At 61.3% G+C, this 25,263-nt stretch carries 26 protein-coding genes; 18 read left to right on the forward strand and 8 right to left on the reverse strand.

Annotated elements, in window-relative coordinates; translation table 11 throughout:
• The first annotated feature begins 1 nt into the window (after position 1).
• The 4 genes from ubiB to A9D60_RS16260 all read left to right on the forward strand — a co-directional run bounded on the left by ubiB (position 2) and on the right by A9D60_RS16260 (position 6,854).
• Positions 2-1,531: a 2-polyprenylphenol 6-hydroxylase gene (ubiB, locus tag A9D60_RS16245; RefSeq protein ID WP_065268558.1), complete on the forward strand. Its 1,530-nt coding sequence runs from the start codon at positions 2-4 to the stop codon at positions 1,529-1,531.
• Between the two features lie 321 nt (positions 1,532-1,852).
• The gene (locus tag A9D60_RS16250) at positions 1,853-2,242 is read left to right on the forward strand and encodes a response regulator (RefSeq protein WP_065268559.1); all 390 of its coding nucleotides are present in this window, start codon (positions 1,853-1,855) and stop codon (positions 2,240-2,242) included.
• Positions 2,243-2,329: 87 nt separating this feature from the next.
• Positions 2,330-5,599: a chemotaxis protein CheB gene (locus tag A9D60_RS16255; RefSeq protein ID WP_254656713.1), complete on the forward strand. Its 3,270-nt coding sequence runs from the start codon at positions 2,330-2,332 to the stop codon at positions 5,597-5,599.
• Between the two features lie 109 nt (positions 5,600-5,708).
• On the forward strand, positions 5,709-6,854 hold the full coding sequence (locus A9D60_RS16260; protein ID WP_065268561.1) for a sensor histidine kinase: 1,146 nt from the start codon (positions 5,709-5,711) through the stop codon (positions 6,852-6,854).
• A 12-nt stretch (positions 6,855-6,866) separates the two neighbouring features.
• On the opposite strand, the gene A9D60_RS16265 is transcribed toward A9D60_RS16260, so the two are convergent.
• Entirely contained in the window at positions 6,867-7,253 is a 387-nt protein-coding gene (locus A9D60_RS16265) for a response regulator (protein WP_065268562.1), read from the reverse strand.
• 255 nt (positions 7,254-7,508) lie between these two features.
• Complete coding sequence (locus A9D60_RS16270) at positions 7,509-8,684, reverse strand: acetyl-CoA C-acyltransferase family protein (protein WP_065268563.1); 1,176 nt, start codon at positions 8,682-8,684, stop codon at positions 7,509-7,511.
• A gap of 198 nt (positions 8,685-8,882) precedes the next feature.
• Here A9D60_RS16270 and A9D60_RS16275 point away from each other — a divergent pair, with 198 nt between their 5' ends.
• Positions 8,883-9,449: a helix-turn-helix domain-containing protein gene (locus A9D60_RS16275; protein ID WP_065268564.1), complete on the forward strand. Its 567-nt coding sequence runs from the start codon at positions 8,883-8,885 to the stop codon at positions 9,447-9,449.
• Between the two features lie 528 nt (positions 9,450-9,977).
• Positions 9,978-10,184: a cold-shock protein gene (locus tag A9D60_RS16285; RefSeq protein ID WP_039184356.1), complete on the forward strand. Its 207-nt coding sequence runs from the start codon at positions 9,978-9,980 to the stop codon at positions 10,182-10,184.
• Between the two features lie 63 nt (positions 10,185-10,247).
• Here the strand turns inward: A9D60_RS16285 and A9D60_RS16290 are convergent, their stop codons facing one another.
• Positions 10,248-10,649, reverse strand: coding sequence for a VOC family protein (locus A9D60_RS16290; RefSeq protein WP_065268566.1), 402 nt, complete (start codon positions 10,647-10,649; stop codon positions 10,248-10,250).
• 161 nt (positions 10,650-10,810) lie between these two features.
• On the opposite strand from A9D60_RS16290, the gene A9D60_RS16295 reads away from it, so the two are divergent.
• Together A9D60_RS16295 and tdh are read left to right on the forward strand one after the other, a co-directional pair.
• A complete protein-coding gene (locus tag A9D60_RS16295; protein ID WP_065268567.1) occupies positions 10,811-11,995 on the forward strand; it encodes a glycine C-acetyltransferase in 1,185 nt (394 codons plus the stop codon).
• A 17-nt stretch (positions 11,996-12,012) separates the two neighbouring features.
• Entirely contained in the window at positions 12,013-13,041 is a 1,029-nt protein-coding gene (gene tdh / locus A9D60_RS16300; protein WP_065268568.1) for an L-threonine 3-dehydrogenase, read from the forward strand.
• Positions 13,042-13,120: 79 nt separating this feature from the next.
• Here the strand turns inward: tdh and A9D60_RS16305 are convergent, their stop codons facing one another.
• The gene (locus A9D60_RS16305) at positions 13,121-13,849 is read right to left on the reverse strand and encodes a metallophosphoesterase family protein (RefSeq protein WP_065268677.1); all 729 of its coding nucleotides are present in this window, start codon (positions 13,847-13,849) and stop codon (positions 13,121-13,123) included.
• Between the two features lie 179 nt (positions 13,850-14,028).
• Here A9D60_RS16305 and A9D60_RS16310 point away from each other — a divergent pair, with 179 nt between their 5' ends.
• Complete coding sequence (locus A9D60_RS16310; protein WP_065268569.1) at positions 14,029-14,421, forward strand: hypothetical protein; 393 nt, start codon at positions 14,029-14,031, stop codon at positions 14,419-14,421.
• Positions 14,422-14,477: 56 nt separating this feature from the next.
• Here A9D60_RS16310 and serA read toward each other — a convergent pair whose 3' ends face one another.
• Both serA and A9D60_RS16320 read right to left on the reverse strand, forming a co-directional pair.
• Complete coding sequence (gene serA, locus A9D60_RS16315; RefSeq protein ID WP_065268570.1) at positions 14,478-16,073, reverse strand: phosphoglycerate dehydrogenase; 1,596 nt, start codon at positions 16,071-16,073, stop codon at positions 14,478-14,480.
• Between the two features lie 63 nt (positions 16,074-16,136).
• Positions 16,137-17,291: a phosphoserine transaminase gene (locus A9D60_RS16320; RefSeq protein ID WP_065268571.1), complete on the reverse strand. Its 1,155-nt coding sequence runs from the start codon at positions 17,289-17,291 to the stop codon at positions 16,137-16,139.
• 280 nt (positions 17,292-17,571) lie between these two features.
• On the opposite strand from A9D60_RS16320, the gene serB reads away from it, so the two are divergent.
• The 5 genes from serB to A9D60_RS16345 all read left to right on the forward strand — a co-directional run bounded on the left by serB (position 17,572) and on the right by A9D60_RS16345 (position 20,384).
• Entirely contained in the window at positions 17,572-18,447 is an 876-nt protein-coding gene (serB, locus tag A9D60_RS16325) for a phosphoserine phosphatase SerB (RefSeq protein WP_065268572.1), read from the forward strand.
• 8 nt (positions 18,448-18,455) lie between these two features.
• Positions 18,456-19,214, forward strand: coding sequence for a TSUP family transporter (locus A9D60_RS16330; RefSeq protein WP_065268573.1), 759 nt, complete (start codon positions 18,456-18,458; stop codon positions 19,212-19,214).
• A gap of 65 nt (positions 19,215-19,279) precedes the next feature.
• On the forward strand, positions 19,280-19,600 hold the full coding sequence (locus tag A9D60_RS16335; protein WP_065268574.1) for an ArsR/SmtB family transcription factor: 321 nt from the start codon (positions 19,280-19,282) through the stop codon (positions 19,598-19,600).
• Positions 19,597-20,034, forward strand: coding sequence for an SRPBCC family protein (locus A9D60_RS16340; protein WP_065268575.1), 438 nt, complete (start codon positions 19,597-19,599; stop codon positions 20,032-20,034). Before A9D60_RS16335 ends, A9D60_RS16340 begins: the two co-directional genes overlap by 4 nt.
• A gap of 29 nt (positions 20,035-20,063) precedes the next feature.
• Positions 20,064-20,384, forward strand: coding sequence for a YciI family protein (locus A9D60_RS16345; RefSeq protein ID WP_065268576.1), 321 nt, complete (start codon positions 20,064-20,066; stop codon positions 20,382-20,384).
• A 35-nt stretch (positions 20,385-20,419) separates the two neighbouring features.
• On the opposite strand, the gene A9D60_RS16350 is transcribed toward A9D60_RS16345, so the two are convergent.
• Positions 20,420-21,418 (reverse strand): asparaginase, encoded by a 999-nt coding sequence (locus A9D60_RS16350; RefSeq protein WP_065268577.1) that lies wholly within the window; start codon positions 21,416-21,418, stop codon positions 20,420-20,422.
• Between the two features lie 181 nt (positions 21,419-21,599).
• Between A9D60_RS16350 and A9D60_RS16355 the strand changes: the two genes are divergently transcribed.
• The 4 genes from A9D60_RS16355 (at position 21,600) to A9D60_RS16370 (ending at position 24,306) form a co-directional block, all read left to right on the forward strand.
• Positions 21,600-22,130 carry an invasion associated locus B family protein gene (locus A9D60_RS16355; protein WP_065268578.1) on the forward strand — a complete coding sequence of 177 codons (531 nt, stop codon included), beginning with the start codon at positions 21,600-21,602 and terminating at the stop codon, positions 22,128-22,130.
• A gap of 99 nt (positions 22,131-22,229) precedes the next feature.
• Positions 22,230-22,613 carry a lysozyme inhibitor LprI family protein gene (locus tag A9D60_RS16360; protein ID WP_254656715.1) on the forward strand — a complete coding sequence of 128 codons (384 nt, stop codon included), beginning with the start codon at positions 22,230-22,232 and terminating at the stop codon, positions 22,611-22,613.
• Positions 22,614-22,708: 95 nt separating this feature from the next.
• Entirely contained in the window at positions 22,709-23,896 is a 1,188-nt protein-coding gene (gene rlmN, locus A9D60_RS16365; protein ID WP_065268579.1) for a 23S rRNA (adenine(2503)-C(2))-methyltransferase RlmN, read from the forward strand.
• 200 nt (positions 23,897-24,096) lie between these two features.
• Entirely contained in the window at positions 24,097-24,306 is a 210-nt protein-coding gene (locus A9D60_RS16370) for a hypothetical protein (RefSeq protein ID WP_065268580.1), read from the forward strand.
• A 30-nt stretch (positions 24,307-24,336) separates the two neighbouring features.
• Here the strand turns inward: A9D60_RS16370 and A9D60_RS16375 are convergent, their stop codons facing one another.
• Positions 24,337-25,185 carry a TIGR00730 family Rossman fold protein gene (locus tag A9D60_RS16375; protein ID WP_065268581.1) on the reverse strand — a complete coding sequence of 283 codons (849 nt, stop codon included), beginning with the start codon at positions 25,183-25,185 and terminating at the stop codon, positions 24,337-24,339.
• Positions 25,186-25,263 lie beyond the last annotated feature (78 nt).

Here is a 25,263-nt window from a genome sequence, read left to right on the forward strand (position 1 = left end):
CATGCGCGGCCCTCATAATATCCTGCGCCTGATCCGCACAGGCGCCACTTTCGAGCGCACCGGCGCCATGCATTCTGTGCTGGAGGCATTTGAGGCGCCAAAACCCCTGCGCATGCTGGCGCGTACTCTGGGCTGGCCCTTCAAGTGGCTGGGCTACAAGGGCGACCCCGCGATGCCGCCAGAGACCCGCGCGCTGAATGCGCTAGGACCGGCCTACATCAAGTTCGGCCAAGTGCTGTCGACCCGGCCTGACGTTGTGGGCAAGGATCTGGCTAACCAGCTGCGCGTGCTGCAGGATAAGCTGCCGCCATTTTCCCGCGCCCAGGCGCTGGCCGAGGTGGAAAAGGAGCTGGGCCGTCCGGTCTCCGAGATTTTCTCAGACTTCAGCGACCCGATCGCCGCCGCCTCCATCGCCCAGGTTCACCGCGCCACATTGGCAGAAACCGGCGAAGAAGTCGCCGTCAAGGTTCTCCGCCCCGGCATTGAACGCGCCTTCAACAAGGATGTGGACGCCTTCTATTTCGCGGCCCGCATCGTCGACCTTTTCGCACCCGGAGCCCGCCGCCYGAAGCCGATGGACGTGATTGAGCATTTCGATGGCGTGGTGCAGGGCGAACTGGACCTGCGGCTGGAAAGCGCCGCGGCTTCGGAATTCGCTGCCAACACAGCCAAGGACGAAGGCTTCCAGCTGCCGGAAATCCGCTGGGCCTATTCCGCCCGCCGGGTGATGACGATGGGCTGGGCAGACGGCATCCCGCTGGGCGACAATGATGCGCTGGATGCAGCCGGCCACGACCGTAAACTGCTGGCCAACCGGGTTCTGTCGTTGTTCCTGCGCCACGCGCTGCGCGACGGCTTTTTCCACGCCGACATGCACCAGGGCAACCTCAAGGTGGCAAGCAACGGTGATATCATCGCCTATGATTTCGGGATCATGGGCCACATCGACGAATACACCCGCAGGGTCTACGCCGAGATTCTCTACGGCTTTATCAAGCGCGACTACAAACGCGTGGCAGAGGTTCATTTCGAAGCCGGTTATGTACCTGCCAACCGCGATGTCGATGAATTCGCCCGTGCCCTGCGCGCCGTGGGCGAGCCGATCTTCGGCATGGACGCCTCGCAGATCTCGATGGGCCGCCTTCTGAACTACCTGTTCGAAGTCACCGAACGCTTTGGCATGGAAACCCGCACCGAGCTGATCCTGCTGCAGCGCACTATGGTGGTGGTCGAGGGCGTCGCCCGCTCGCTCGATCCGCATATCAACATCTGGGAAGCGGCCCGGCCGGTGGTAGAGGATTACATCAAGAAATCCATCGGCCCCCGCGCTGTTGTTACCGACCTGCTGGACACCGCCAAAGTGATGGCCCGCTTCGGCCCCCGCCTGCCTGCGCTGGTGGAACAGGCGCTGATCGCACAAGCCGCGCAGAATGGGGCACGGCCACGCAGCCCGCGAAGCTGGGTCGCGCCAGCGGTGCTGGGTGCAGCCGGCGCCACCGGCGTCTGCGCGGTGATTGCCTTGCTGGTCTGAACAAGAAAATCCTGACCACCATCACTTGCATCATCCCAGGCCGGGCCGGAAATCGAGCGGGCAGTCTAACGGATGCTGCGCCAATCAGTTCAGCTAATGCCCACTAGGAACTCGCCCACTGGGTGCAGATCAAGCGCTCCAGACACGTTGACCCGCAGGTTAAACATCACCATTATGAAAGCCGGAGACCTGACCGGATTTCCCGCATAAGTACTTGATGCAGCAGGAGCACTATAAAGCCCGCCAATTCATTCTTGCAGTAAGGCCGTGATGGAATGCTCTGTTCCTGACTTGAACCTGAAGCAACAACGGAACCAGTTGATGAACAACCCGCGCAAAGTTCTGCTCGTCGAAAATGACGAATTTACACGATACATGATGCGCGAGATCATCACTGCCCTTGGGGTCGAAGTCGGTATTGCAGAGAATGGCCAGACTTGCATCGACATGGTCAGCAGCGCCCCAAGCGAATACGGCCTGATCCTGATGGATCTTCACATGCCGCTGCTTTCGGGGATCGACGCAACCAAGAAGATTCGGGAAGCCCCGATGAATCCCCCCAACAATGTACCGATCATCGCGGTGACCGCAGATGCGGCGTATCACGACGAGGCGGTTGTCAAGAAGCTGGGCATGGACGGTTTTACACCTAAACCAGTTTCTCCGGGCCGGATTCTCAAAATAATCGACAAATTTTGCACTGCGGCATAGATCCCGCGCTTCACATCCCGGACAGCTTCGGGAGTGGATACATTCTTTTTGACATTTTTTCGAAGCGGCTGACGACAAATGGAAGATATGGATCAGAAGATGAGTGCTGGTACCAGCTCTGCCTCGCCGGAAGGAGAAGAGGAAAATGGCCTCCATGTGGTCGGCATCGCCGCTTCCGCCGGCGGGCTGGAGGCGCTGTCTTCCCTGGTGCAGAACCTTCCGCCGGCAGCCAACGCCATCTATGTCATCGCGCAGCACATGTCGCCCACTCACAAAAGCGTGCTGTCATCTCTGATTGCACGCGAAACCAAGCTGCCTGTCATGGAGCTGGGGCGCGAGACCCAGCCGGAAGCCGGCACAATCTACATCACACCGCCGGACACCGACGTGGTGCTGGAACATGGCGTCTTGCGGCTGCGCAATCCTGCTGGCCATCCCGCTTCCCCCAAACCCTCGGCTGACCGCCTGTTCAAGAGCATTGCCGAAGAATGCGCGGAGCGCTGCGTTGGTATCGTGCTGTCCGGAACGGGCAGCGATGGCAGCTATGGTGTGCAGGCCATCCGTGAATGCGGAGGCATCACCATTGCCCAGGATCCAGGTTCGGCAAAATACGACGGTATGCCAGTCTCTGCCATTGAAACCGGCTGCATCGACCTGAAATTGACACCGGAGCAGATCGGCCTGCAATTCGAAAAGATCCTGACCAGGCCGCGCAATCTGGCGCTGCTGCAGCCCGACGCGGATGAACCCAGCAAGCTGAGCGACCTGTTTGCCATCCTGATGGCCCGGACCCAGGTGGACTTTGCCAACTACAAGGAAAACACCATAAACCGGCGGGTGGCCCGGCGCATGACAGCGCTCGGCATTGAGAACTACGAGAGCTATGTCGACTATTGCAGATCAAATCTCGAGGAAGTCGACGCGCTGCACCGGGATCTGCTGATCTCAGTCACCCGTTTCTTCCGCGACCCGGAACAATTCCGCAAGCTGAACGACCAGTTGGAAAAGCAGCTGGCAAGTCGTGGCCCCGGCCCGATCCGGGTTTGGGTGGCCGGCTGCGCCACTGGAGAGGAAGCCTATTCAATTGCGATCCTGATCGCAGAACTGCTTGGCGGCCTGCACGCCCTGACCAAGAGCAACGTGCAGATCTTTGCAACTGACATCGACCAGAATGCTATCGAAATCGCGCGCAAAGGTATTTACCCGGCATCGGCAGTGCAGGATATTCCTTCCGCCTACCTGAAGGAATACTTCATCCTCGGTGAAGGCGACATCTCTGTCCGCCAGGAGCTGCGCAATGTCACGCTGTTTTCGCGTCACAATGTTTTCCAGGATCCCCCCTTCATCAATATCGACCTGATCACCATCCGCAACGTTCTGATCTATTTCAATCTGGCGCTGCAGGAACGCGTTCTCTCCCGGCTGCACTACTCGCTTTCCGCAAGCGGGCTGCTGTTCTTGGGAACGTCGGAAACCGTTGGTGAAATGGGCATCTACTTTGAAGCCCGGCAAGGTGCTGACAAGATTTTCGGCAAACGCCGCGGGATTTCCAGGGAACTAACGATCTCCCACAGCTCAACCGGTGGCGCCTACGCTCGATCTGCTGAGCTTCGTAAGACCGCAACGCAATCAGCGGCAGAGCAATCGGATCAGGTCAGCCTGTCGCTTGCCCGCTCTGTTGCGCCTAATGGGCTGATTTGCACCCGCAATGGTGACATCATCGAAGTACTGGGCGATATCAGTGTCTACAGCGAAATCCGCGCAGGCATGTCAACGTCGCTGAACGTTAAAATGCTGATCGATCCGCTGAGGAGCGAAGCTTCAAGCCTGATCGCGGTTGCCACACGCAAGGAAGAGCGCCGCGACGGGCGCTGGCACAATCTGTCTCTGCCCACCGGCAATCGGGTCCAATTGCAAGCCTTTCCATTCTTCAGCCACAAAGGTGGAGAACTACATTGCCTGCTGGTAATCAATTCCAAGTTTGAGGAGCAGAGGGAACTCAACCTGGAGGACATTTCAGATCGCGATCAGCGCGAATACGTTGAACGAATGGAGCAAGAGGTCCGGTCTACCCAAGAGGCGCTGCAGCAAACCATCGAAGAACTGCAGACCGCGAACGAGGAACTGCAATCCACAAATGAGGAATTGCAGTCAAACAACGAAGAATTCCAAGCCACCAATGAAGAGCTGGAAACGTCCCACGAGGAGTTGCAATCCACCAACGAAGAGCTGCTGACCGTCAACGAGGAATTGCAGATCAGTTCAGCGGAACGCCAGGCTCTGGCCTCAGAGCTGGAGGCGATGCTGGTGTCGTCGCCCTATGCGGTGGCGCTGGCGGATCAGGCGCTGATCATCCGGCGGCTTTCGCGCGTGGCACAGGACGTGCTTGGAATCGGCGAGCTTCCGCCAACCGGGCTGCACCTCAGTCAATGCCACCTGCCTGCCGGTTTCCCGGCTTTGGCGCCGATTGCAAACTCTGTGCTGCGGCTGCAGGAAACCCGACGCATTCCGGTTTTCTCAGGCAGCGAATACTACACTCTGATCCTGGCCCCAGTGCTTGATCAGCACCAGAAGCTGATCGGTATCTCGATCACCGTGTCCCGTTTCGATAACGAGCCCTTTAACCAAGTCCTGAAGCTGGTCAGCAAGGTCACCAACGTTGGTTTCTGGACGCAAAACCTGCAATCCAATGAGACTTACCTCTCCCCGGAATCCCACTCCATTCTGGGAATCGATGACTCCGAGGCAGGCCTCGATCTTGAGGAACTGCTGGCCCGGGTCCATCCGGAAGACCAGCCCCGCCTGCAAACGCGGCTGGAAAAGCTGATGAAAGAAGGAGGGTCTTTTGAGTACGAAGCCCGTTTCTTCGATGATGCGGGTAACACGCTTGGCATAGCGGGAAGCATGATGATCTTTCAGGATTCCCACGGCGAAAACTTCCAGCTGATTGGCGTGTGCTGGAACAAAGCGAAATTCGAAGAACGCAATCTGATGCTGGGGTCCAGCGCAGCAGTGCTGAACCACTTCTTAGTAGGCACTTTTTCCTTTGATGTCAGGAACAATGTGCCGCTCTGGAATGCGCCGATGTATAACCTGCTGGGGTGTGATCAGGACAAGGACGTGCCATCCGTGGAAACGCTGCTGGAGCGCCTCCATCCGGAGGATCGTGACTATGTGAACGACGGGCTGCAGGACGCGCTGACTGCAGGACAGCCCTTCCTGTACCCGATCAGGCTGAAGGGCGCAGATGGCAGCTACCAAAGCGGTGAGCTGTTTGCTCAAGCCCGTCAGGACGCAGCCGGCCGCACGACCCATGTCTTTGGCGGTATGAAGCTTTACCGGAGCGGACCAGAGTGAACCAGGCGCGCTTAAGAAAAATACGCCCGGAGCGCACGTGCGCCCGGTTTTGGCTTCGGCAGCTGTGCCTTCACTCAAAACGCCGTGAAACTTACGACGACCGGCTTTGATGCAGTTACCGGCGGGAAATGACGCCCTGAATGATGAACTTTTGGGGAGAGCCTATCTGGCCTCCCCCTACGCATCATTCATTCTCGATTGGAACGGCCGTATTCTTGTCTGCAACCGGCGGGCAGAGCGCAGCTTTGCCTCCGGCTCCCAGCCTGGCTGCGGTGCGCTGAACGGGACCTGTATCAGCGAGCTGACGACGCTGGAAGCCGAGCGCGTTGTCGAGCGGCTGCGGCATGGTACGGCCAAGGGTGCCGTAACCCTGCCCATGACTGCTGGCATCCGCACGGCAGCATCTCCGGATACGGAATTCCGCATTTCGTTGCTGCGCTCCAATGCACAGGGTGAGCGGCTGATCCTGCTGACCCACGACCAGCTCAGGGTGACCGCGAATTCCCTCCGGCAGATGAACGGGTTGCGTGGCAGGCTGACCAGCGAGCTGCACAGCGCTAAGGACGCCAACCTGAAGCTGCAGGAAACTCTGCTGTCGATGGAGGCCTTCGCCCACGCAGCCTCCCATGACCTTCGCACCCCCATCAGCACCCTCACCGGCTCTTTGCATTATTTCTGGGAGCATTACGCCGGCGACCTGCCCGAAACAGCGCGGGAGTTCCTGCGGCACATGACCCGGGCCACCCAGCAGATGGATCGGCTGACAACCGAACTGCTGGACCATTCCGTGTCGACGTCCGCCAGAATAAACTTTCAGGAAATCGCCATACGGGACGCGGTGTCTGAAGCATGCACATGCCTGACGCAGGAACTGCAAGCCTGCAGCGGGAAAATCCGTGTCAACGGTGACGGCTTCCGGCTGCATGCAGATCCGACGCTGCTGCAGCTGGTACTCATAAATCTATTGTCGAACGCAATCAAATACCGGCATCCTGACCGGCAGTTGCAGATCACAATTGATCTCAGCGGCACCAGGCGGGATCAGTGGAAAATTTCGGTTGCCGACAACGGAACCGGCTTTGATCCGCAAGACCGGCACATGATCCTTCAGCCCTTTCACCGGGCGCACCGCGAAATAGAAGGCAGCGGCATCGGGCTGTCGACTTGCGCTGAGATCTGCCGCCGCCACAACTGGCTGCTCACTGCGGATGCAGAACCCGGCAAGGGCGCAATCTTCACCATTTCTTTCGGTTAGGAAAAAACCGGCTCAGCAGGCCTCAGCTGTCACCACCTGACCGGCGACATAGTCGATCATGCTCACAAGATCAGGCAGGTTGACCGGCTTGTGCAGCACCCAGCGGATATTGCGGCTCAGTCCAAACAGTTCTCCGCCGGTGAACAGGCGGCTGCCGGTTATGCAGACAACCGGCATTTCCGGGCGCATCAGAGCAGCATAGTCAGCCACAGGCAGCGACATTTCTTCTCCAATCTTCAGGTCGAGGATCAAAATACCTGCGTCAATGTCGGAAAGCGCCGCAATCGCTTCGGCACAACTGGCAACAGGTTTTACGTCATATCCGGCGTCTTGCAGGGCCATTGTGAAGGTAAAGCGGACACCTTGGTCATCTTCCAGGAGCAGCACCTTTGTTTTCATTACGCCACCATTACCGGCCCGCTGACTGAAAGCTGGCCTTGCCTCGCCTTTTGGCTGGCATTCTCCCTACGGGGAGCAACCCAGCATTCTCATGGCAAGAAACAGGTTACTTTTGCGATTCTTGCCACATAAAAAAGCTACTTTTAATTGTATTTTCTGTATACCGCTGAACCGTAACCTGTCCGTAAAACCCCTTGCAGTTTGCCGGTTCAGGCAGGCATGGGGGCCGCTTGCCGACCCCCATGCCGTAATTCGTCAGAGGCGCTCAATTGCCAGAGCAATGCCCTGACCGCCGCCGATGCACATGGTGATCAGCCCCTTGGAGCCACCAGTGCGCTCCAGTTCATAAAGCGTTTTCAGGGTGATAATGGCACCGGTTGCGCCCACCGGGTGGCCTAGCGCGATGGCACCGCCGTTGGGGTTCACCTTGGCCGGATCCAGCCCCAGCTCCTTGTTCACAGCCAGGGCTTGGGAGGCGAAGGCCTCGTTGGATTCAATAACATCAAAATCTGCGGCGGACAGCCCGGTTTTCTCCAGGAGGTTGCGCACCGCAGGCACCGGGCCGATGCCCATCACTTCGGGCCGGACACCGGCGTGTGCATAGCCAAGAATCCGGGCCTTAGGTTTCAGCCCGGCCCGCTCAGCCGCCGCTGCGGTGGCCAGCACCATGGCCGCAGCACCATCGTTGATTCCGCTGGCATTTCCGGCAGTTACCCGGCCGTCCTTCTGGAACACCGCACGCAAGCCCGCCAGTGCCTCGGACGTGGTGGGCTTGGGGTGCTCGTCCACTTCAAACGGCACCAGATCGCGCTTCACCTTCACCTCGACCGGCGTGATCTGGGACTTGAAATACCCGGCCTCAATCGCCGCGGCAGCGCGGGTCTGGCTGGTGAGGGCAAATGCGTCCATCTGTTCGCGGGTAATACCGTGCTCATCAGCGACATTCTCTGCTGTCACGCCCATATGACCGGTGCCGAAGGGGCAGTTCAGGGCGCCAAGCATCATGTCGAGCGACTTCACATCGCCCATCTTGGCGCCCCAGCGGCTTTGCTGGATGATGTAGGGGCTGCGCGACATGTTCTCGGCGCCGCCAGCCAGGGCGAACTCCGCATCCCCCATGGCAAGCGATTGAAAAGCCGATACAATTGCCTGCACGCCAGAGCCGCAGAGGCGGTTCACATTCATCGCCGGCACAACGTCTGGCACCCCCGCCTGCATCGCCGCGACCCGGCTCAGGTACATGTCGAGGGGCTCGGTGTTGATAATGTGGCCGAACACCACATGGCCGATCTGGCCGCCTTCCACCCCGGAGCGCTCCAGCGCCGCCTTGGACACGGTGGCGGCCAGGTCGATCGGCGCGGTATTTGCCAGCGCGCCGCCAAAGGTGCCGATGGCGGTGCGGGCACCGTTCAGGATCACGATGTCTGTCATTGGTCTTACTCCTCAACTCCTGCGTTGGCACCATTATGCGCCCGCAGCATGGACCTGTCTGCCGGGACGTGCCGTCATGGAAACGCCGCGTCACTCCCCGTGCACCCCTTGTACACCCCCTGTGCACCGCCGCGGCGCAGCATCCGCGTTTTGCCGGATCAATTGACAAATGCCGCCCATCGGCGCAGAGAATCCGTCATGACGGAAAACACAGACGATATCCTGACCCTGCTGCCCGCCCGCCTGAAGGAGGCGCGCCGCGCGCAAGGCTTAAGCCTGGAGGCGGTAGCAAACCTGTCGGGCGTCAGCCGCTCGATGGTGAGCCAGATCGAGCGCGGCGAAAGCTCCCCCACCATTGCGACGCTGTGGAACCTGACGCGGGCCCTGCAGGTGGATTTTGCGGGGCTGCTGGAAGCGGGCGACATGCAGGACCGGATCGAGGTGCTGCGCGCGGGCGATGTGCCCAAGATCGAGAACATGGGCCAGGGCTGCCGCATCCGCATCCTGTCACCGCCGGAAGAGGCCGGGGGGCATGAGGTCTATGACATCCGGTTCGACCAGGGCGGCGCGCTGGTAAGCCAGCCCCACACCCGCGGCGCGGTGGAGCAGCTGACGGTGCTGGAAGGTGAGATTGCGGTCAGCTCCGGCAATGCCAGGGACCAGCTTCAGGCCGGCGACACCGCGCGCTATGCTGCCGATGTCGCCCATTCGATCACCGCACCGGAGGGGCCGGCGCGGGTGTTTTTGATTGTGAAGAATGCGTAGCAAGAATCTTGGCCTAAAAGACGTACTGTATGTATTGATTGGCTCGACGGCACATCTGCCGCTTGTGGTCATAGACTTGCTCGGAATCTTCTCGCCCTTTTGCCTTAGTGAGCCTCTCTTTTTTCTCGGCCTCTCATCCACTGCTGTTTTAATCCTCGTTGCAGCAGCATATCTTGCGGTACTTACGTTCCTGCCAGCCATTGCAGGAGCGGCGCTTCGAAGGCTGAGAATTTTCCAAGGGTAACAGCCGGTTTCATCCCCTGCTCTCGGGACCGTGCCCCATGCCTGGAAGGCCAGGCCTTTTCATGAAATTCGGAAACGGCATCCATCGGCTTAAAACCCCCACCTTGTGCCTTTTATGCACATTCCCCTTGAACGACTCGGGGGACCGGCCCATATGTGGTCCGCTAACGTTATTCTTGTCGATCCACTGTCTCCCGTTCTGCGGCGTTATCAGTCTCTCGATCCAGACCGACTACGCCAGGCTGCCGCAGTTCCGCGGGCAGCATCAAAAAGGAGACTACGGATATGGCCACCGGCACCGTAAAATGGTTCAACACCACCAAAGGCTACGGCTTCATCGCGCCCGAGGGCGGCAGCAAAGATGTGTTCGTGCACATTTCCGCTGTTGAGCGTTCCGGCCTGACCGGCCTCGCCGACAACCAGAAAGTCACTTTCGACATCGAGCCCGGCCGTGACGGCCGCGAGTCGGCGGTGAACCTGGAACTGGCATAAGCCAGACAGCTTTGCTGATTGGAAGCGCGGCTCCCCTTGGGGGCCGCGTTTTCTTTTGGGCGGTCAGCCCTTGTCCGTCTCATCCCAGAGCTTCGGCTCCCACAGCTCCACCTTGTTGCCTTCCGGGTCCATGATCCAGGCGAAGCGGCCGTTCTCATGGGTGTCCGGCCCTTTCAGGATGGCAATACCTGCGGCCTTGAGCTGCGCGATCATCCCGTCCATATCGTCGATCCGGTAGTTGATCATGAAACCCGCGGTGCTGGGGTCAAACCAGGTGCCGTCTGCGTCGGCAGTGGCCCAAACTGTGAGGCCGCCGTCCTCTGCCGTGTCGTCCTGCCAGCTCAGGACCGCACCGCCGAACTCCTGCAGGTCCAGTCCCAGATGCTCGCTGTACCACTGTGCCAGCGCCTTGGCGTCGCCGTGCGCCTTGATGAAAACCCCGCCTATTCCCGTGACTCTGGCCATGCCGTGCCCTCCCTGTTGCCGGGGCAGATAGTCCGGTTCGGCGGAATTTCACTTATGCATTCCAGTTTCACGGATTTTTTTCCGCAATGCTGAAATCCTGTATTCCGGAAACACATCCGCTATGATAGACACGCGACTCGAGACACCAAAGGAGTTTGCGCATGTCCACTGCTTTTCTGACCGACATCTCCAACACGCTGGCCCAGATTGAGGCTGAGGGGCTGTACAAGCGCGAACGAATGATCACCTCCCCGCAGGGGGGCGAGATCACCGTGGGCGACCAGCAGGTGATCAACCTGTGCGCCAACAACTATCTGGGTCTGGCCGACCACCCCGCCCTGATCAAGGCCGCCAAGGACGCGATGGAGCCGAAAGGCTTCGGCATGGCCTCTGTCCGGTTCATCTGCGGCACCCAGGACATTCACCGGGAGCTGGAGCAGCGGCTGGCGAAGTTTCTGGGCAAGGATGATGCGATCCTGTTCGCGGCCTGTTTCGACGCCAATGGCGGGCTGTTTGAGCCGCTGCTGGGGCCGGAGGATGCGATCATCTCCGACAGTCTGAACCATGCGTCGATCATCGACGGCATCCGGCTGTGCAAAGCCAAGCGCTACCGTTACCTGAACAGCGACATGAACGATCTGGAGGCCTGGCTGAAGCAGGCCCGCGAGGACGGTGCGCGGCATATCATGATCGCGACCGACGGCGTGTTCTCGATGGACGGTTACCTGGCCAAGCTGCCGGAGATCCGGGCGCTGGCGGACAAATACGATGCCATCGTGATGGTGGATGACTGCCACGCCACCGGCTTCATGGGCGCAACAGGCGCGGGCACGCCGGAGCATTTCGGGGTGGACGTTGATATCGTCACCGGGACATTGGGCAAAGCACTTGGGGGGGCCATCGGCGGTTATATCGCCGGGCCGCAGCCAGTGATCGACCTGCTGCGGCAGCGGGCGCGGCCCTATTTGTTCTCCAATTCGCTGCCGCCATCCATTGTTGCTGCCGGGCTGGAGGCGATCCGGCTGGTGGAGGAAGGGGACGGCCTGCGGGCGCAGCTGTTCGAAAATGCGAAATACTGGCGCGCGGGGCTGGAAAAGCTGGGCTTTGACCTGCTGCCGGGTGAACATCCGATCATCCCGGTGATGCTGGGCGAGGCGCAGCTGGCGCAGGACATGGCGGCGCGGCTGTTCGACGAGGGCGTCTATGTCTCCGGCTTCTTCTTCCCGGTGGTGCCGCGCGGCCAGGCGCGGATCCGCACCCAGATGAATGCGGCGCTGACGCGGGAGGAGCTGGACCGGGCATTGGCCGCCTTTGGCAAGGTGGGCAAGGAACTGGGGGTGATCTGATGAGCCGTCCGAACACGATGAAGGCGCTGGAAAAGAGCCATCCGCAGGAAGGCCTGTGGATGGTACAGGCGCCGGTGCCGGAAATCGGCCCCGACGAGGTGCTGATCAAGGTGAAGAAGACCGGCATCTGCGGCACCGATATCCATATCTGGAACTGGGACGAATGGGCGTCGCACACCGTGCCGGTGCCGATGATCACCGGCCATGAGTTTGCGGGCGAGATTGTCGAGATCGGGCGCAATGTCACTGATCTGGAGGTGGGGCAGCGCTGCTCCGGCGAGGGTCATCTGATCAAGACCGACTCGCGCCAGAGCCGGGCCGGGAAGTTCCACCTGGACCCGGGCACCCGCGGCATCGGGGTGAATGAACAGGGCGCCTTTGCCCAGTATCTGAAACTGCCGGCCTTCAACGTGGTGCCGCTGCCGGAGGATATCCCGGATGAAATCGGCGCCATCCTCGACCCGCTCGGCAATGCGGTGCATACCGCGCTGAGCTTTGACCTGCTGGGGGAGGACGTGCTGATCACCGGCGCCGGCCCCATCGGCATCATGGCGGCGGCCGTGGCGAAACATGCCGGCGCGCGGCATGTGGTGATCACCGACATCAACCCGGACCGGCTGAGCCTTGCAGAACATGTGGTGCCGGCGGTGCGTGCGCTGAACGTGGCGCAGGAAGACCTGCAGGACGTGGTGCGCGAGTTGGGCTTGAAACAGGGGTTTGACGTCGGGCTGGAGATGTCTGGTTCGCAGGCCGCGCTCGATCAGATGGTGGAGGCGCTGGTGATGGGCGGCAAGATTGCCCTGTTGGGCATTCCGCCGGGCAAATCGCCGGTCGACTGGTCGCGCATCGTGTTCAAGGCGATCACCATCAAGGGCGTCTACGGCCGCGAGATGTTCGAGACCTGGTACAAGATGATCGCGATGCTGCAGAACGGTCTGGATGTGAGCCGGGTGATCACGCACCGGTTCGGCGTCGATGATTTCGCCGAAGGCTTTGCGGCGATGAAATCCGGCTCCAGCGGCAAGGTGGTGCTGGATTGGACATGAGCGCTGCTTGAGGGGGCTTTGCCCCCTCGCGCCTTTGGCGCTCACCCCAAGAGTTCTTGTGGAAAGATGAAAAAGCGGGTCAGGGTTCTAGCGGGGCCCTGCCTGCTTCGGTCAGCAGCCAGCAGTCGCGGCCCTCGAACACCGCTGCGGTGAGCGGACGGCCGTAGCCGGCGCCGCTGTCGAGGTTGATGCGGTTGCCATAGTGGCCGGGCTTGTCCACGGGCGTATGGCCATGCACGATCAGCTTTGGATGCGCGCCGGTGTGATCGTGGAACGGCTTCCGGATCCAGACCAGATCGTTCTCATGCTGCCGGGCAAGCGGCACCCCGGGACGAATCCCAGCGTGCACGAAGGCAAGCTCCGGCGTTTCATATAGGGCTGGAAGGCTGCGCAGAAATTCGGCGTGCAGCGCAGGAATTACCTCCTTGGCCCGGGCATGAAGAGCGTCGAGCCGGGTGCGGTCCTCGAATGTCAGCCCGTAGCTGGCCAAAGTCTCCACCCCGCCGATCCGCTCATGCAGCCAATGGTAGCCGATCAGCAGATGCGGGTCGTGGCGGGGCGTGTCTTCCAGAAACCACTCAAACATCCGGTCATGGTTGCCCTTCAGGCAGATCCAGTCGCGGCCCGCGGCCTGCCCCCGCATCAGCCGTTCGATCACGCCGCGGCTGTCCGGGCCGCGGTCGGTGTAGTCGCCAAGGAACACGATGCGGGCATCCGCGCCGCCGTCGGCCTCAATCAGCGCCAGTGCCTGCTCCAGCATCTCAAGCTGGCCGTGAATGTCGCCAATGGCGTAGATCGGGGAAGTCATCACCTGTCCTTTGCTGCTGCTGTTTTGATGCCGGATCGAGCCTTGCATCTCAACCCCGCAGAAATACCCGTGCCGCCGAATTTCCCCAAAAATCAGAGAAGTATGCTAGGCTGGCACTTCGAAATCCGCGGAGTTCCGGTGATGGGAGATACGGAACCGCGTCATGGGAGGGACAAACGATGAATGGAATTGCACGGCCGTTCATGCTGATTGCAGTGGTATGCGCCCTGGGCGGTATGGTTTGGGGGATCCAGATGTCTGCAAGCCAGGATCATCTGCTGTCGCCAGCACATGGGCATCTGAATCTGCTGGGATGGGTCAGCTGCTCAATCTACGCATTTTATTATCACCTGGTGCCTGGTGCCGGTGAAGGCACGCTGCCGCGGCTGCATCTGGCTGCTACAGTGCTGTCACTGGCACTGCTGGTTCCGGGTATTCCGCTGGCTATTCTGGAGCAGACAGAGGTGCTGGCAAAAGCCGGGTCGCTGGCGGCGCTGGCGTCGATGCTCCTGTTCGGCTTTGTTGTCCTGCGCAGCCGGCCGGAAAAGGCGGCATTCGTGCACCAGAGATAATAGGAAAAGCCCCCGCAGCAATGGCGGGGGCTTCTGCAAGAGACTGTCTGAACAGGTCAGGCAACGTCGAACTGCAGCGGCTTGATCTGGTTGAACAGCCCGGTTTCCGCCAGCTTGGCGCGCACCTCTGCCGGAACCTCGTTATCCACGTAGAGAAGCGCGATGGCTTCGCCGCCGGCCTCGGACCGGCCTAGGGTGAAGTTGGCGATGTTGACGCCGTGATCGCCCATGGTGTGGCCCAGGGTGCCGATGATGCCGGGCACGTCCTCGTTGGTGGTGTACAGCATATGCGCGCCCACATCCGCCTCGATGTTGATGCCCTTGATCTGGATGAACCGCGGCTTGCCGTCGGAGAACACGGTGCCAGCCACCGAGCGTTCGCGCTTGGAGGTCACCGCGGTCACCTTGATGTAGCCGTCAAAGGAGCCGGACTTGTCCTGATTGGTGGTGGAAATCTGAACGCCGCGCTCCTTGGCAACGACCGGCGCGGAGACCAGGTTCACCTCCGGGTTGGAGCGTTTCATGATGCCGGCAATGACTGCACAGTTCAGCGCGTCCAGGTTCATGCCCGCTGCAACACCATCGTAGAGGATGTTGATCGCCTTCAGCGGCTCGTCGGTCATCTGGCCCACGAAGGAACCCAAATGGTCGGCCAGCTTGATCCAGGGGCCCATGACCTTGGCCTCCTCAGCCGTCACGCTGGGCATGTTGAGCGCGTTTTCAACGGCGCCGGTCAATAGGTAGTTGGACATCTGTTCTGCCACCTGCAGGGCGACGTTTTCCTGCGCCTCTGTGGTGGCCGCGCCCAGGTGCGGGGTGCAGACCACATTCGGGAGGCCGAACAGTGCGTTTTCCTTGGCCGGCTCGACCGAGAACACGTCAAAAGCGGCGCCTGCCACATGGCCGGAGGTCAGCAGTTCGGCAAGCGCGCCCTCGTCCACAAGGCCGCCGCGGGCGCAGTTGATGATGCGCACACCCTTCTTGGTCTTCTCCAGGTTTTCCTTGGACAGGATGTTGCGGGTCTGATCAGTCAGCGGCACGTGCAGGGTGATGAAGTCGGCACGTGCCAGCAGCTCGTCCAGTTCGACCTTCTCGACGCCCATCTTGTCGGCCTTTTCCTGGCTCAGATAGGGGTCAAAGGCCACCACCTTCATCTTGAGGCCGCGGGCGCGGTCGCAGACAATGCCGCCGATATTGCCGGCACCGATCACGCCCAGGGTCTTGGCGGTCAGTTCGACCCCCATGAACTTGGACTTTTCCCACTTGCCGGCATGGGTGGAGGCGGAGGCCTCCGGCAGCTGGCGGGCAACCGCGAACATCATCGCAATCGCATGTTCGGCGGTGGTGATCATGTTGCCGAACGGGGTGTTCATCACAATGACACCGCGCTTGGAGGCGGCTTCCTTGTCGATGTTGTCGGTGCCGATGCCGGCGCGGCCGATCACCTTGAGGTTTTCGGCGTTCTCCAGGATCTTTTCCGTCACCTTGGTGGCGGAGCGGATCGCGAGGCCGTCATACTGGCCGATGATTTCTGCCAGCTTGTCCTTGTCCTTGCCCACATCGGGCAGGAAGTCCACGTCAATGCCGCGGTCGCGGAAGATCTGGACGGCGGCCTCGGACAGTTTGTCGGAGATGAGTACTTTGGGAGCCATGTCTGTGGTCCTTGGAATGTCTGTGCTGGGACGGCGGGCGTCGCCGCCCGCCAAAAAGGTTGCTCAGGCCGCTTCGGTCTGCGCGGCGATCTCGGCCTCGAAGGCCCATTTGATCCAGGGCATCAGGGCGGCCACGTCCGCGGCCTCCACCGTGCCGCCGCACCAGATGCGCAGGCCCGGAGGTGCGTCGCGGTAGGCACCGATGTCATAGGCCACGCCTTCACCTTCCAGACGTTTGGCCAAGGCCTTGGCAAAGGCAGCGCCGTCCTGGATGCGCTCGTCGGTGAACTTGAGGCAAACAGAAGTGTTGGAGCGGTATTCCGGCTGTTCCGCCAGGAAGGCGATCCAGGGGTTGTCCTGCACAAAGCTTTGCACTGCGGCCAGGTTCGCGTAGGCGCGCTCACGCAGGCCTTCCATGCCGCCCACCGTGCGGGCCCAGTCGAGCGCCAGCAGGTAGTCCTCCACCGCAAGCATCGAGGGCGTGTTGATGGTGGCGCCCTGGAAGATGCCATCAATCAGCTTGCCGCCCTTGGTCAGGCGGAAAATCTTGGGCAGCGGCCAGGCGGGGGTGTAGCTTTCCAGCCGCTCCACTGCGCGGGGGCTGAGAATGATCATGCCGTGCGCCGCTTCGCCGCCCAGCACCTTCTGCCAGGAGAAGGTGGTTACATCCAGCTTGTCCCAGGGCAGATGCTGCGCAAAGGCGGCGGAGGTGGCGTCGCAGATGGTGAGGCCTTCGCGGTCTGCCGGGATCCAGTCGCCGTTGGGGACGCGCACACCGGAGGTGGTGCCGTTCCAGGTGAAGACGACGTCATTGGTGAAATCGACGGTGGAGAGGTCGACGATCCGGCCGTAATCAGCGGTCTTGACGGTGGCGTCCAGCTTGAGCTGTTTGACCGCGTCCGTGACCCAGCCGGAGCCGAAGCTTTCCCAGGCCAGCATCTCGACGCCGCGGGCGCCAAGCAGGTTCCACATCGCCATTTCCACCGCGCCGGTGTCGGAGGCGGGCACGATGCCGATCTTGTAACCGGCGGGGATGTTCAGGATTTCCCGGGTGCCTTCGATCGCTGCCTTCAGCTTCTCCTTGCCCACCGCAGCGCGGTGCGAGCGGCCCAGCGGCGCGCCTGCAAGTTTGCTCAGATCAAAGACGGGGGGTTTGGCGCAGGGGCCGGACGAAAAACGCGGATTGGCCGGCCGCGCGGCAGGTTGTTCAATAGCCATAAATGCTACCCTTCCAGATAAGCGCCCCTCGTTGGGGAGGGGTGTCCCGCCATCAGAGCTAGTGTGCTGCAGCGCGGCACGCAACAGAAATTTCAGAAAAATGCGGCTGTTCATCTGTTTTTTGCGACATGAATTTCCACCATCGGAAACAGCCGCGCTGAAATGGCGCAAAGGGCCGCTCCTTATGATGCCCGCTGATTTCAGCAGATTTTTGCTGTCTGGCTGTTCCCGTGGCAGGGCGTTATGACATGTGCAGATAGCGCCGGAACGGAGCCTGCCGATGTACACCGCCACCCTGCTTTGCAACCCTGCCCGTCCGGTGCTGGAACCCGCGCTGATCGAATCGCTGCGCAATGCCTGGGGTGGTGATGAGGCGGTGTGGCTGGCACTGGGGGCGGCGGCCGAGTTTCCGTTGAAGCAGATGCCGGACAACCGTTGGGACGTCTGGGCAGACCTGCAGGGGATGGGCGTGGATCTGGTCATTCAGCCCAGCGCCGGGCGGAAAAAGAAAATGCTGCTGGCCGATATGGACTCCACCATGATCCAGCAGGAATGCATCGACGAGCTGGCCGAGGAGGCAGGCGTCGGTGCGCGGGTGAAGGACATCACTGCGCGGGCGATGAACGGCGAACTGGATTTCGAGGGCGCGCTGACAGAGCGGGTCGGACTGCTGAAAGGGCTGCCGGAATCGGTGATCGCCAAGGTGCTGGAGGAACGCATCACGCTGATGCCCGGCGGCAAGCAGCTGCTGGCGACGATGAAGGCGGATGGTGCCTATGCGGCGCTGGTGTCTGGCGGGTTCACGGCGTTTACCGCACAGGTCGCGGCGGAGCTAGGCTTTGACGAGAACCGCGCCAACACGCTGCTGGCCCAGGACGGCAAGCTGACCGGCGAGGCGGGCCGGCCGATCCTGGGGCGGGAGGCCAAGGTGGAGGCGCTGGAGCAGATCAGCGCCCGGCTGGGGATCGCGGAGGCGGATGTGATTGCGGTGGGCGACGGCGCCAATGACCTGGGGATGCTGAAGCGCGCGGGCGCAGGCGTGGCGCTTCATGCCAAGCCCTCGGTTGCGGCGGAATGCGATATCCGCATCAACCACGGCGACCTGACGGCGCTCTTGTACATCCAGGGCTATGCCCAGGACGAATTCAAAGGCTGATCCTCAACATGCTGGAAGTGGGTATTGAGACCCTGCTGCTGTTGCTGGCGGCGGGGTTTGCCGCAGGGTTCATCGACGCGATTGCCGGCGGCGGCGGGCTGATCACGGTTCCGGTGCTGCTGCTGGCTGGGGCCAATCCGGTGACGGCGCTGTCGACCAACAAGATCCAGGGGCTGTTTGGCGCGGCGACGGCGGCGGCCACCTACGCGCGCGCCGGGCATGTTGACCTGAAGGCCCAGGTCGGGCCTGCTCTGATCGCCTTTGCGGCCGCAGTTGCGGGTGCGTTTCTGGTCGCCTACCTGCCCACCGAATGGATCCGGGTGATCCTGCCGGTGCTGCTGATCGGGATTGCCATTTTCTTTGCGCTGAAAAAGGGGCTGGATGATCTGGACCGGCAGCGCCGCCTGTCCCCTGCCCTGTTCACCGCCCTCATCGTTCCGCTGTGCGGGGCCTATGACGGGTTGCTGGGGCCTGGCGCGGGCAGCTTCTACATGCTCGCCTTTGTGTCGCTGGCGGGCTACGGCATCCTGCGCGCAACCGCCCATACCAAGCTGCTGAATTTCGCCTCTAATGCAGGGGGTCTGCTGGCGTTTTCCTTCGTTGCGACGCCCTGGTGGATTACCGGCCTGCTGATGGGCTGTGCCCAGATTGCCGGGGCGCGGGCAGGTGCGGGACTGGCCAAGAAGCAGGGGGCCAGGGTAATCAAGCCGCTGCTGGTGGTGACCTCTGTCTCGCTCGCCGCCAAGCTGCTGTGGGATATGATCTAAAGTCAGCTCTGGCTCCACCCTATATTTAACATTTCTATTAATTAACAATCATGCTAATAAATTGCATGACACCGATTCTGAAATCCTTTGCCGCGCTGTCGGACGAAACCCGCCTGATGATTGTGGATCAGCTGATTACTGAGGGCGAACTGCCCGCCGGTGATCTGGCCCCCGGCGCAGGCATTTCTGCGCCCGCAGTCTCGCGCCATCTGAAGGTCCTGCGCGAGGCCGGGCTGGTGACCCAGCGCGCCGAGGGCACCAAGCGGCTGTACTCCGCCTGCCCGGAAGGGCTGCGGATGATTGCTGAATGGACCCAATCACGCCGTGCCTTCTGGGAAGGGAGCCTGGACAGGCTGGAAGCGGCCCTGATGGAGGACGAGGCATGAGCGACCTGCAGCTGAAGCGGACATTTCCGGTCAGCCCGGAGAAACTGTTTGCCTGGGTGACAACGCCGGACAAGCTGCTGCAATGGTGGGGGCCGGAAGGGGTTACCATTCCGGAACATGACCTGAACCTGAGCCGCACCGGCCCCTGGTATTCGATCATGCAGAACAGCGACGGCCAGCGCTTCCATGTTTCCGGCCAGGTGACCCATGTGGATGCGCCGAAATCCGTCGGCTTCACCTGGGCCTGGCACGAAGACGACGGCAGCCGCGGTGCCGAGAGCCATGTGACCTTCACCATCGCTGCTGCTGGAGATGGCGCCCTGCTGCTGGTTGATCACCGCGATCTTGGCGACGACGGTATCGCCGCGCGCCACGAAGAGGGCTGGACCTCCACCCTGCGCAAATTGGAGGCGCTGCTAGCCGCAAAGACCTGATCCATCAACGAAACCAAGGGAGTAGATCAATGCCACAGTTCATTTTTGCCTATCACGGCGGCAAGACCCCGGAGAGCGAGGAAGAGGGGGCCAGGGTCATGCAGGCCTGGAAGGACTGGATGGGAGGTATGGGCGATGCCCTGAAGGTGCCGGGCGCCCCGGTTGGGATGTCCAAGACCGTCAGCGCCGGCGGGATTGTGGATAATGGCGGCGCCAATCCGCTGTCAGGCTATTCGGTGGTGGAAGCCGCGGATCAGGATGCCGCCTGCCAGATGGCCAAGGGCTGCCCGATGGTAGCAGACGGCAGCGGCTCAGTTGAAGTCGCTGAAATCATCGACATGGAAATGTAAGAAAATGCCCCGGTCCTGGACCGGGGCATTTGCATTTAGAACAGCAGTTCGGCGGCGGGGCGGATGGATCCGCATTCCAGCCCGCGGCGGCTGTAGAGCATTTTGTTCATGTATTTTGCGGTCTCGGGGTTATCCGCATCCAGCACGCCAAGGCTGACCATCAGCGCCGCAATGGCGCATTCGCTGGCGCGGGTACTACCATCGGAGATCTTCAGTGCGACGCCCAGTTTCTGCTCCGGCAGGATGGCGATGAACACCGCCTCAGCCCCGGTCTTGATCGCCACCTTGCCGCCCATGGCGCGCATCAGGTTGGTGCAGCAGCGGGTTTCGCCTGCAACCAGTTCGGGATGCGCGGTCATGGCCGCGACCAGCTGCTGCGCCGCCTCGGACGCTCGGTCGGAGCGGTCCGCGGCGCTGGCAAACCAGGCCATTGAGCGCGCCAGCCCGGTTACGGTAGTGGCAAAGTTCGGTGCCGAGCAGCCGTCGATGCCATAGGCCGGGCTGTCCTGACCGGTGGTTTCCTCAAACGCTGCAAGGCAGGCCTGCTGCACCGGGTGATCCACCTCGATGTATTCGGCATTGCCGCCCAGATACTGGTTCAGCGTCAGAAAACCCGCGTGCTTGCCGGAGCAGTTGTTGTGCACCTGGCAGGGGCTGCTGTCGGTCTTGATCAGCTCATTGCGGGCGGGAATGTCGTCCGGCAGCTGCGGGCCGCAGCGGAAATCGTCATCATTCATGCCCAGCTGATCCAGCCAGGCGTTGACCCGGTCGGTGTGGATATGCGCCCCGTTGTGAGAGGCACAGGCCAGCGCCAGCTGTTCCGGGTTCAGACCATAGCGCGCGGCAGCGCCGGAGGTGATCAGCGGCAGCGCCTGGATCATCTTGGCGGAGCTGCGCGGATAGATGACTGCGTCCGGATCGCCCCAGCTGCGCACCACCTGGCCGCTGTCGTCGCAGATGACGGCATGGCCCAGATGCAGGCTTTCCAGCAGCGGGCCGCGCCAGACTTCGGCCATGGGCACTGGATTCGGCATGATGTCTCCCCTCATGTTTTCTGGGCGAAATCCTGCCAAAACGCACTTTCGCCCGTGGTGCTAGTTACGTTAGTGTGCTTGTGTAGCGCAAGCGAAGGGATCGGGACCAGACAGCGGTTGAACGCTGCGGGCCCTTTGCTTGGTTTTGAGGTATGAAAGAACAGTCTTGGAGTCGGGACAAATGGCATTGAAACTCGCCCGCGTGGCCGCGGGCCTGTGTCTGGCAGCATTGGCAACCGCCGCAACAGCACAGGAAACGTCGAACAACCGGGTTGCGGCCAAGGTGGATTGGAGCGTTTTCGAGGGCAATGACCCGAACGAATGCTGGGGGGTTTCCGCACCGAAGGAGACCGTGAACACCCGCGACGGCCGCGTCGTTGCGGTGCGCCGCAGCGAGATCCAGCTGTTTGTCACCTTCCGCAGCAGCGATGCGCCCAAGGGCGAGGTGAGCTTTACCGGAGGTTATCCGTTTGCGCCGGGATCAACCGTGAACATGGCGATCGGCGAGTCCGAGTTCGAACTGTTCACCGAGGGCGAATGGGCCTGGCCGGCAACCCCTGCAGATGATGCCAAGATCGTCACCGCGATGAAGCGCGGCGCCGATGCGGTGCTGACCGCACGTTCGGCGCGCGGCACCCAGACCAAGGACACGTTCTCTTTGCTGGGGTTCACCGCAGCAGTGGAAGACGCCGAAAAGCGCTGCAGCAAGTAAGCCGCGGCAGGTGTGCAGACAGGGCAAACCCCGGCCATCGCCGGGGTTTTCTTGTTAAAGACCGGAGCGGCGCGTAACATGAGGCAGGAGGTGCCCGCCATGCTGCGCAAAGTTGCTTGTTGTTTTGCTCTGGCAGCAACGCCCGGATTTGCCGATCCCGCGCTGGAGTGCGGCGATGCCGGCTCTCAGGTGGAAATCGGCGAATGTGTTGCCGACGACGAGGAGCGTGTGGAAGCCGCATTGGCCGCGGCATTGCGTTTTGCGCTGGATGCCGCTGAAGAACTGGACAACGTCACCGAACGGGTTGTTGCGGTTCCGGCGCTTGAGGCAGGGCAAAAGGCGTGGGAAGCCTACCGTGAGGAGCATTGCGCCTTTGTCGGGGCAACATACGGCGGCGGATCCGGCACAGGCATTGCAATCCGCTCCTGCTGGACGTCGCTTGGCCGTGCAAGGGTTGATGAGCTGATGCGCTACGCCCAGTAGAGGGCTCTGCCCGCAATTTCACAGGATTCCTTTTGATCTCCGATCGAAATCCTATATAGAGCCGCATCCGCTCACCATGACCCGAGGCTTTTGCCATGACCGCCAGCGCGCCGATCACTCAGGACGTAATGACCCTGCCCCGCAAGGAGCCCGAGGGCGGCAAGATCAATCTTGTCGGCCTGACCCGCGAGCGGATGCGCGAAGTGCTGATCGAGCATGGCACGCCGGAGAAGCAGGCCAAGATGCGGGTCGGCCAGATCTGGCAGTGGATCTACCAATGGGGCAAGCGCGACTTTGCCGACATGACAAACCTGGCCAAGGCCTACCGCGCGCAGCTGGCGGAAACCTTTGAAATCCGCATCCCCGAGGTGGTGAGCAAGCAGGTGTCGACCGACGGCACCCGCAAATACCTAGTGCGGATCAACGGCGGCCACGAGGTCGAGGTGGTCTATATCCCCGAGGATGACCGCGGCACCCTGTGCATTTCCTCCCAGGTGGGCTGCACCCTGACCTGCTCCTTCTGCCATACCGGCACCCAGAAGCTGGTGCGCAACCTGACCCCGGCGGAGATTGTCGGCCAGGTGATGATGGCGCGCGACGATCTGGAGGAGTGGCCGGTGCCGGGTGCCCCAAAGGACGAGACGCGGCTGCTGTCCAACATTGTGCTGATGGGCATGGGCGAGCCGCTCTATAACTTCGACAACGTGCGCGACGCGATGAAGATTGCGATGGATCCGGAAGGCATCTCTCTGTCCCGCCGCCGGATCACCCTGTCGACCTCCGGCGTGGTGCCGGAAATTGCCCGGACAGCCGACGAAATCGGCTGCCTGCTGGCGATTTCATTCCACGCGACCACCAACGAAACCCGCGACGTGCTGGTGCCGATCAACAAGCGCTGGAACATCGACGAGCTCCTGCAGGCGCTGGCGGATTATCCGAAAGCGTCCAACTCTGAGCGGATCACTTTTGAATACGTGATGCTGGACGGGGTGAACGACAGCGATGAGGACGCGCACCGGCTGCTCGACCACATCAAGCGCTACAACATCCCGGCCAAGATCAACCTGATCCCGTTCAACGAATGGCCGGGCGCGCCCTACAAACGGTCCTCCAACAACCGCATCCGGGCCTTTGCCAATATCATCTATCAGGCGGGCTATGCCTCGCCGATCCGCAAGACCCGGGGCGATGACATCATGGCCGCCTGCGGCCAGCTGAAATCGGCCACCGAACGCGCCCGCAAAAGCCGCAAGCAGATTGAGGCCGAAGCCGGGATGAAGTGACCGATCCAGCTGTCTGCCGGCATGCCGGTAAATCTTCAGATCAGGCCGCCGCGGGCGGCCTTTTTTGTTTGCGCAGCGCGGGACCAATCCCATCCCGCAGGTTCCACCGCCCCAATTTTTCCCAATTCCAGCTCAATTTCCGCCGATTCCTGCAGACAGTTTCCAAATTACGGACAGTCAATTTCAAAAGGAATCAAAGGATGTCCCCGATGGAACAGAATACGGCCATGATCGAAGCTGGCGTGCTGGAACTGGTGCGCAGCGAACGCGAAAAAGCGCTGAGCCCGCGGGAATGGAAATTCCGCCTGCGCGGATACGGCTATGCGGTGAAAACCGTAGGCGGCGCCCAGGTTCTGACCCGGCTGACCACAGGCACGGCCCTGGGAAAACTGCCGCCGGAATTCAGCTGAACCCGGCAGCAGCAGACAGATTACCCTGACTTAGCGTTCGCGGCCCGGCAGGCTGTCGCGCGGCGGTGCGGGCTCCCAGTTTTCAATGATTTCCACCGCTTCCTGGGCGGTGTCGACCACACGAAACAGGTCCAGATCCTGATCGGAAATGGTGCCGGCATCGGCCAGCGCCTCCCAATTGACGATCTTGTTCCAGAAATCCTTGCCGAACAGCAGGAACGGCACCCGCTCCATGCGGCCGGTCTGGATCAGGGTCAGGCTCTCGAACAGCTCATCCAGGGTGCCAAAGCCGCCCGGGAACACGGTAATCGCCCGCGCCCGCATCAGGAAATGCATCTTGCGGATGGCGAAATAGTGGAAGTTGAAGCTGAGATCCGGTGTCACATAGCCGTTGGGCGCCTGCTCATGAGGCAACACAATTGACAGGCCGACAGAATGGCCGCCGGCATCCTGAGCGCCGCGGTTGCCCGCCTCCATCACACCCGGACCGCCACCGGTCACCACGACGTTATGGCGGCCGCCGCTCTCCTTGGACTTTTCGGTCATCAGCCGGGCAAACTCACGCGCTTCATCGTAGAAATGCGACAGGTCGGCCAGCGTCTGGGTGCGTGCCTTGTCCTTATGCGCGGGATCCGGAATGCGGGCGCCGCCGAACATCACGATGGTGCTTTCGATGCCATGTTCGTTCAGCATCAGCTCCGGCTTCAAAAGCTCCAGCTGCAGGCGCACCGGGCGCAGTTCATCCCGGCACAGAAACTCGTCATCCGCAAAGGCCAGCCGGTAGGCAGGCGCCTGGGTCTGCGGCGTAGCGGGCACATGTTCGGCCCGGTCCCGGTCGGAATGTGCGTCGCGGAAACGGCTGTGGCGATCTTCGGTCATTTGCAATCCAGGTAAGAAATAACAGGACTTCCTTTGTAACCCTCATTGGCCGTTAGCGCCAATCAAGAAAGCAGGAAA

This window comes from Leisingera sp. JC1 (assembly GCF_001679925.1).
Taxonomy (GTDB): domain Bacteria; phylum Pseudomonadota; class Alphaproteobacteria; order Rhodobacterales; family Rhodobacteraceae; genus Leisingera.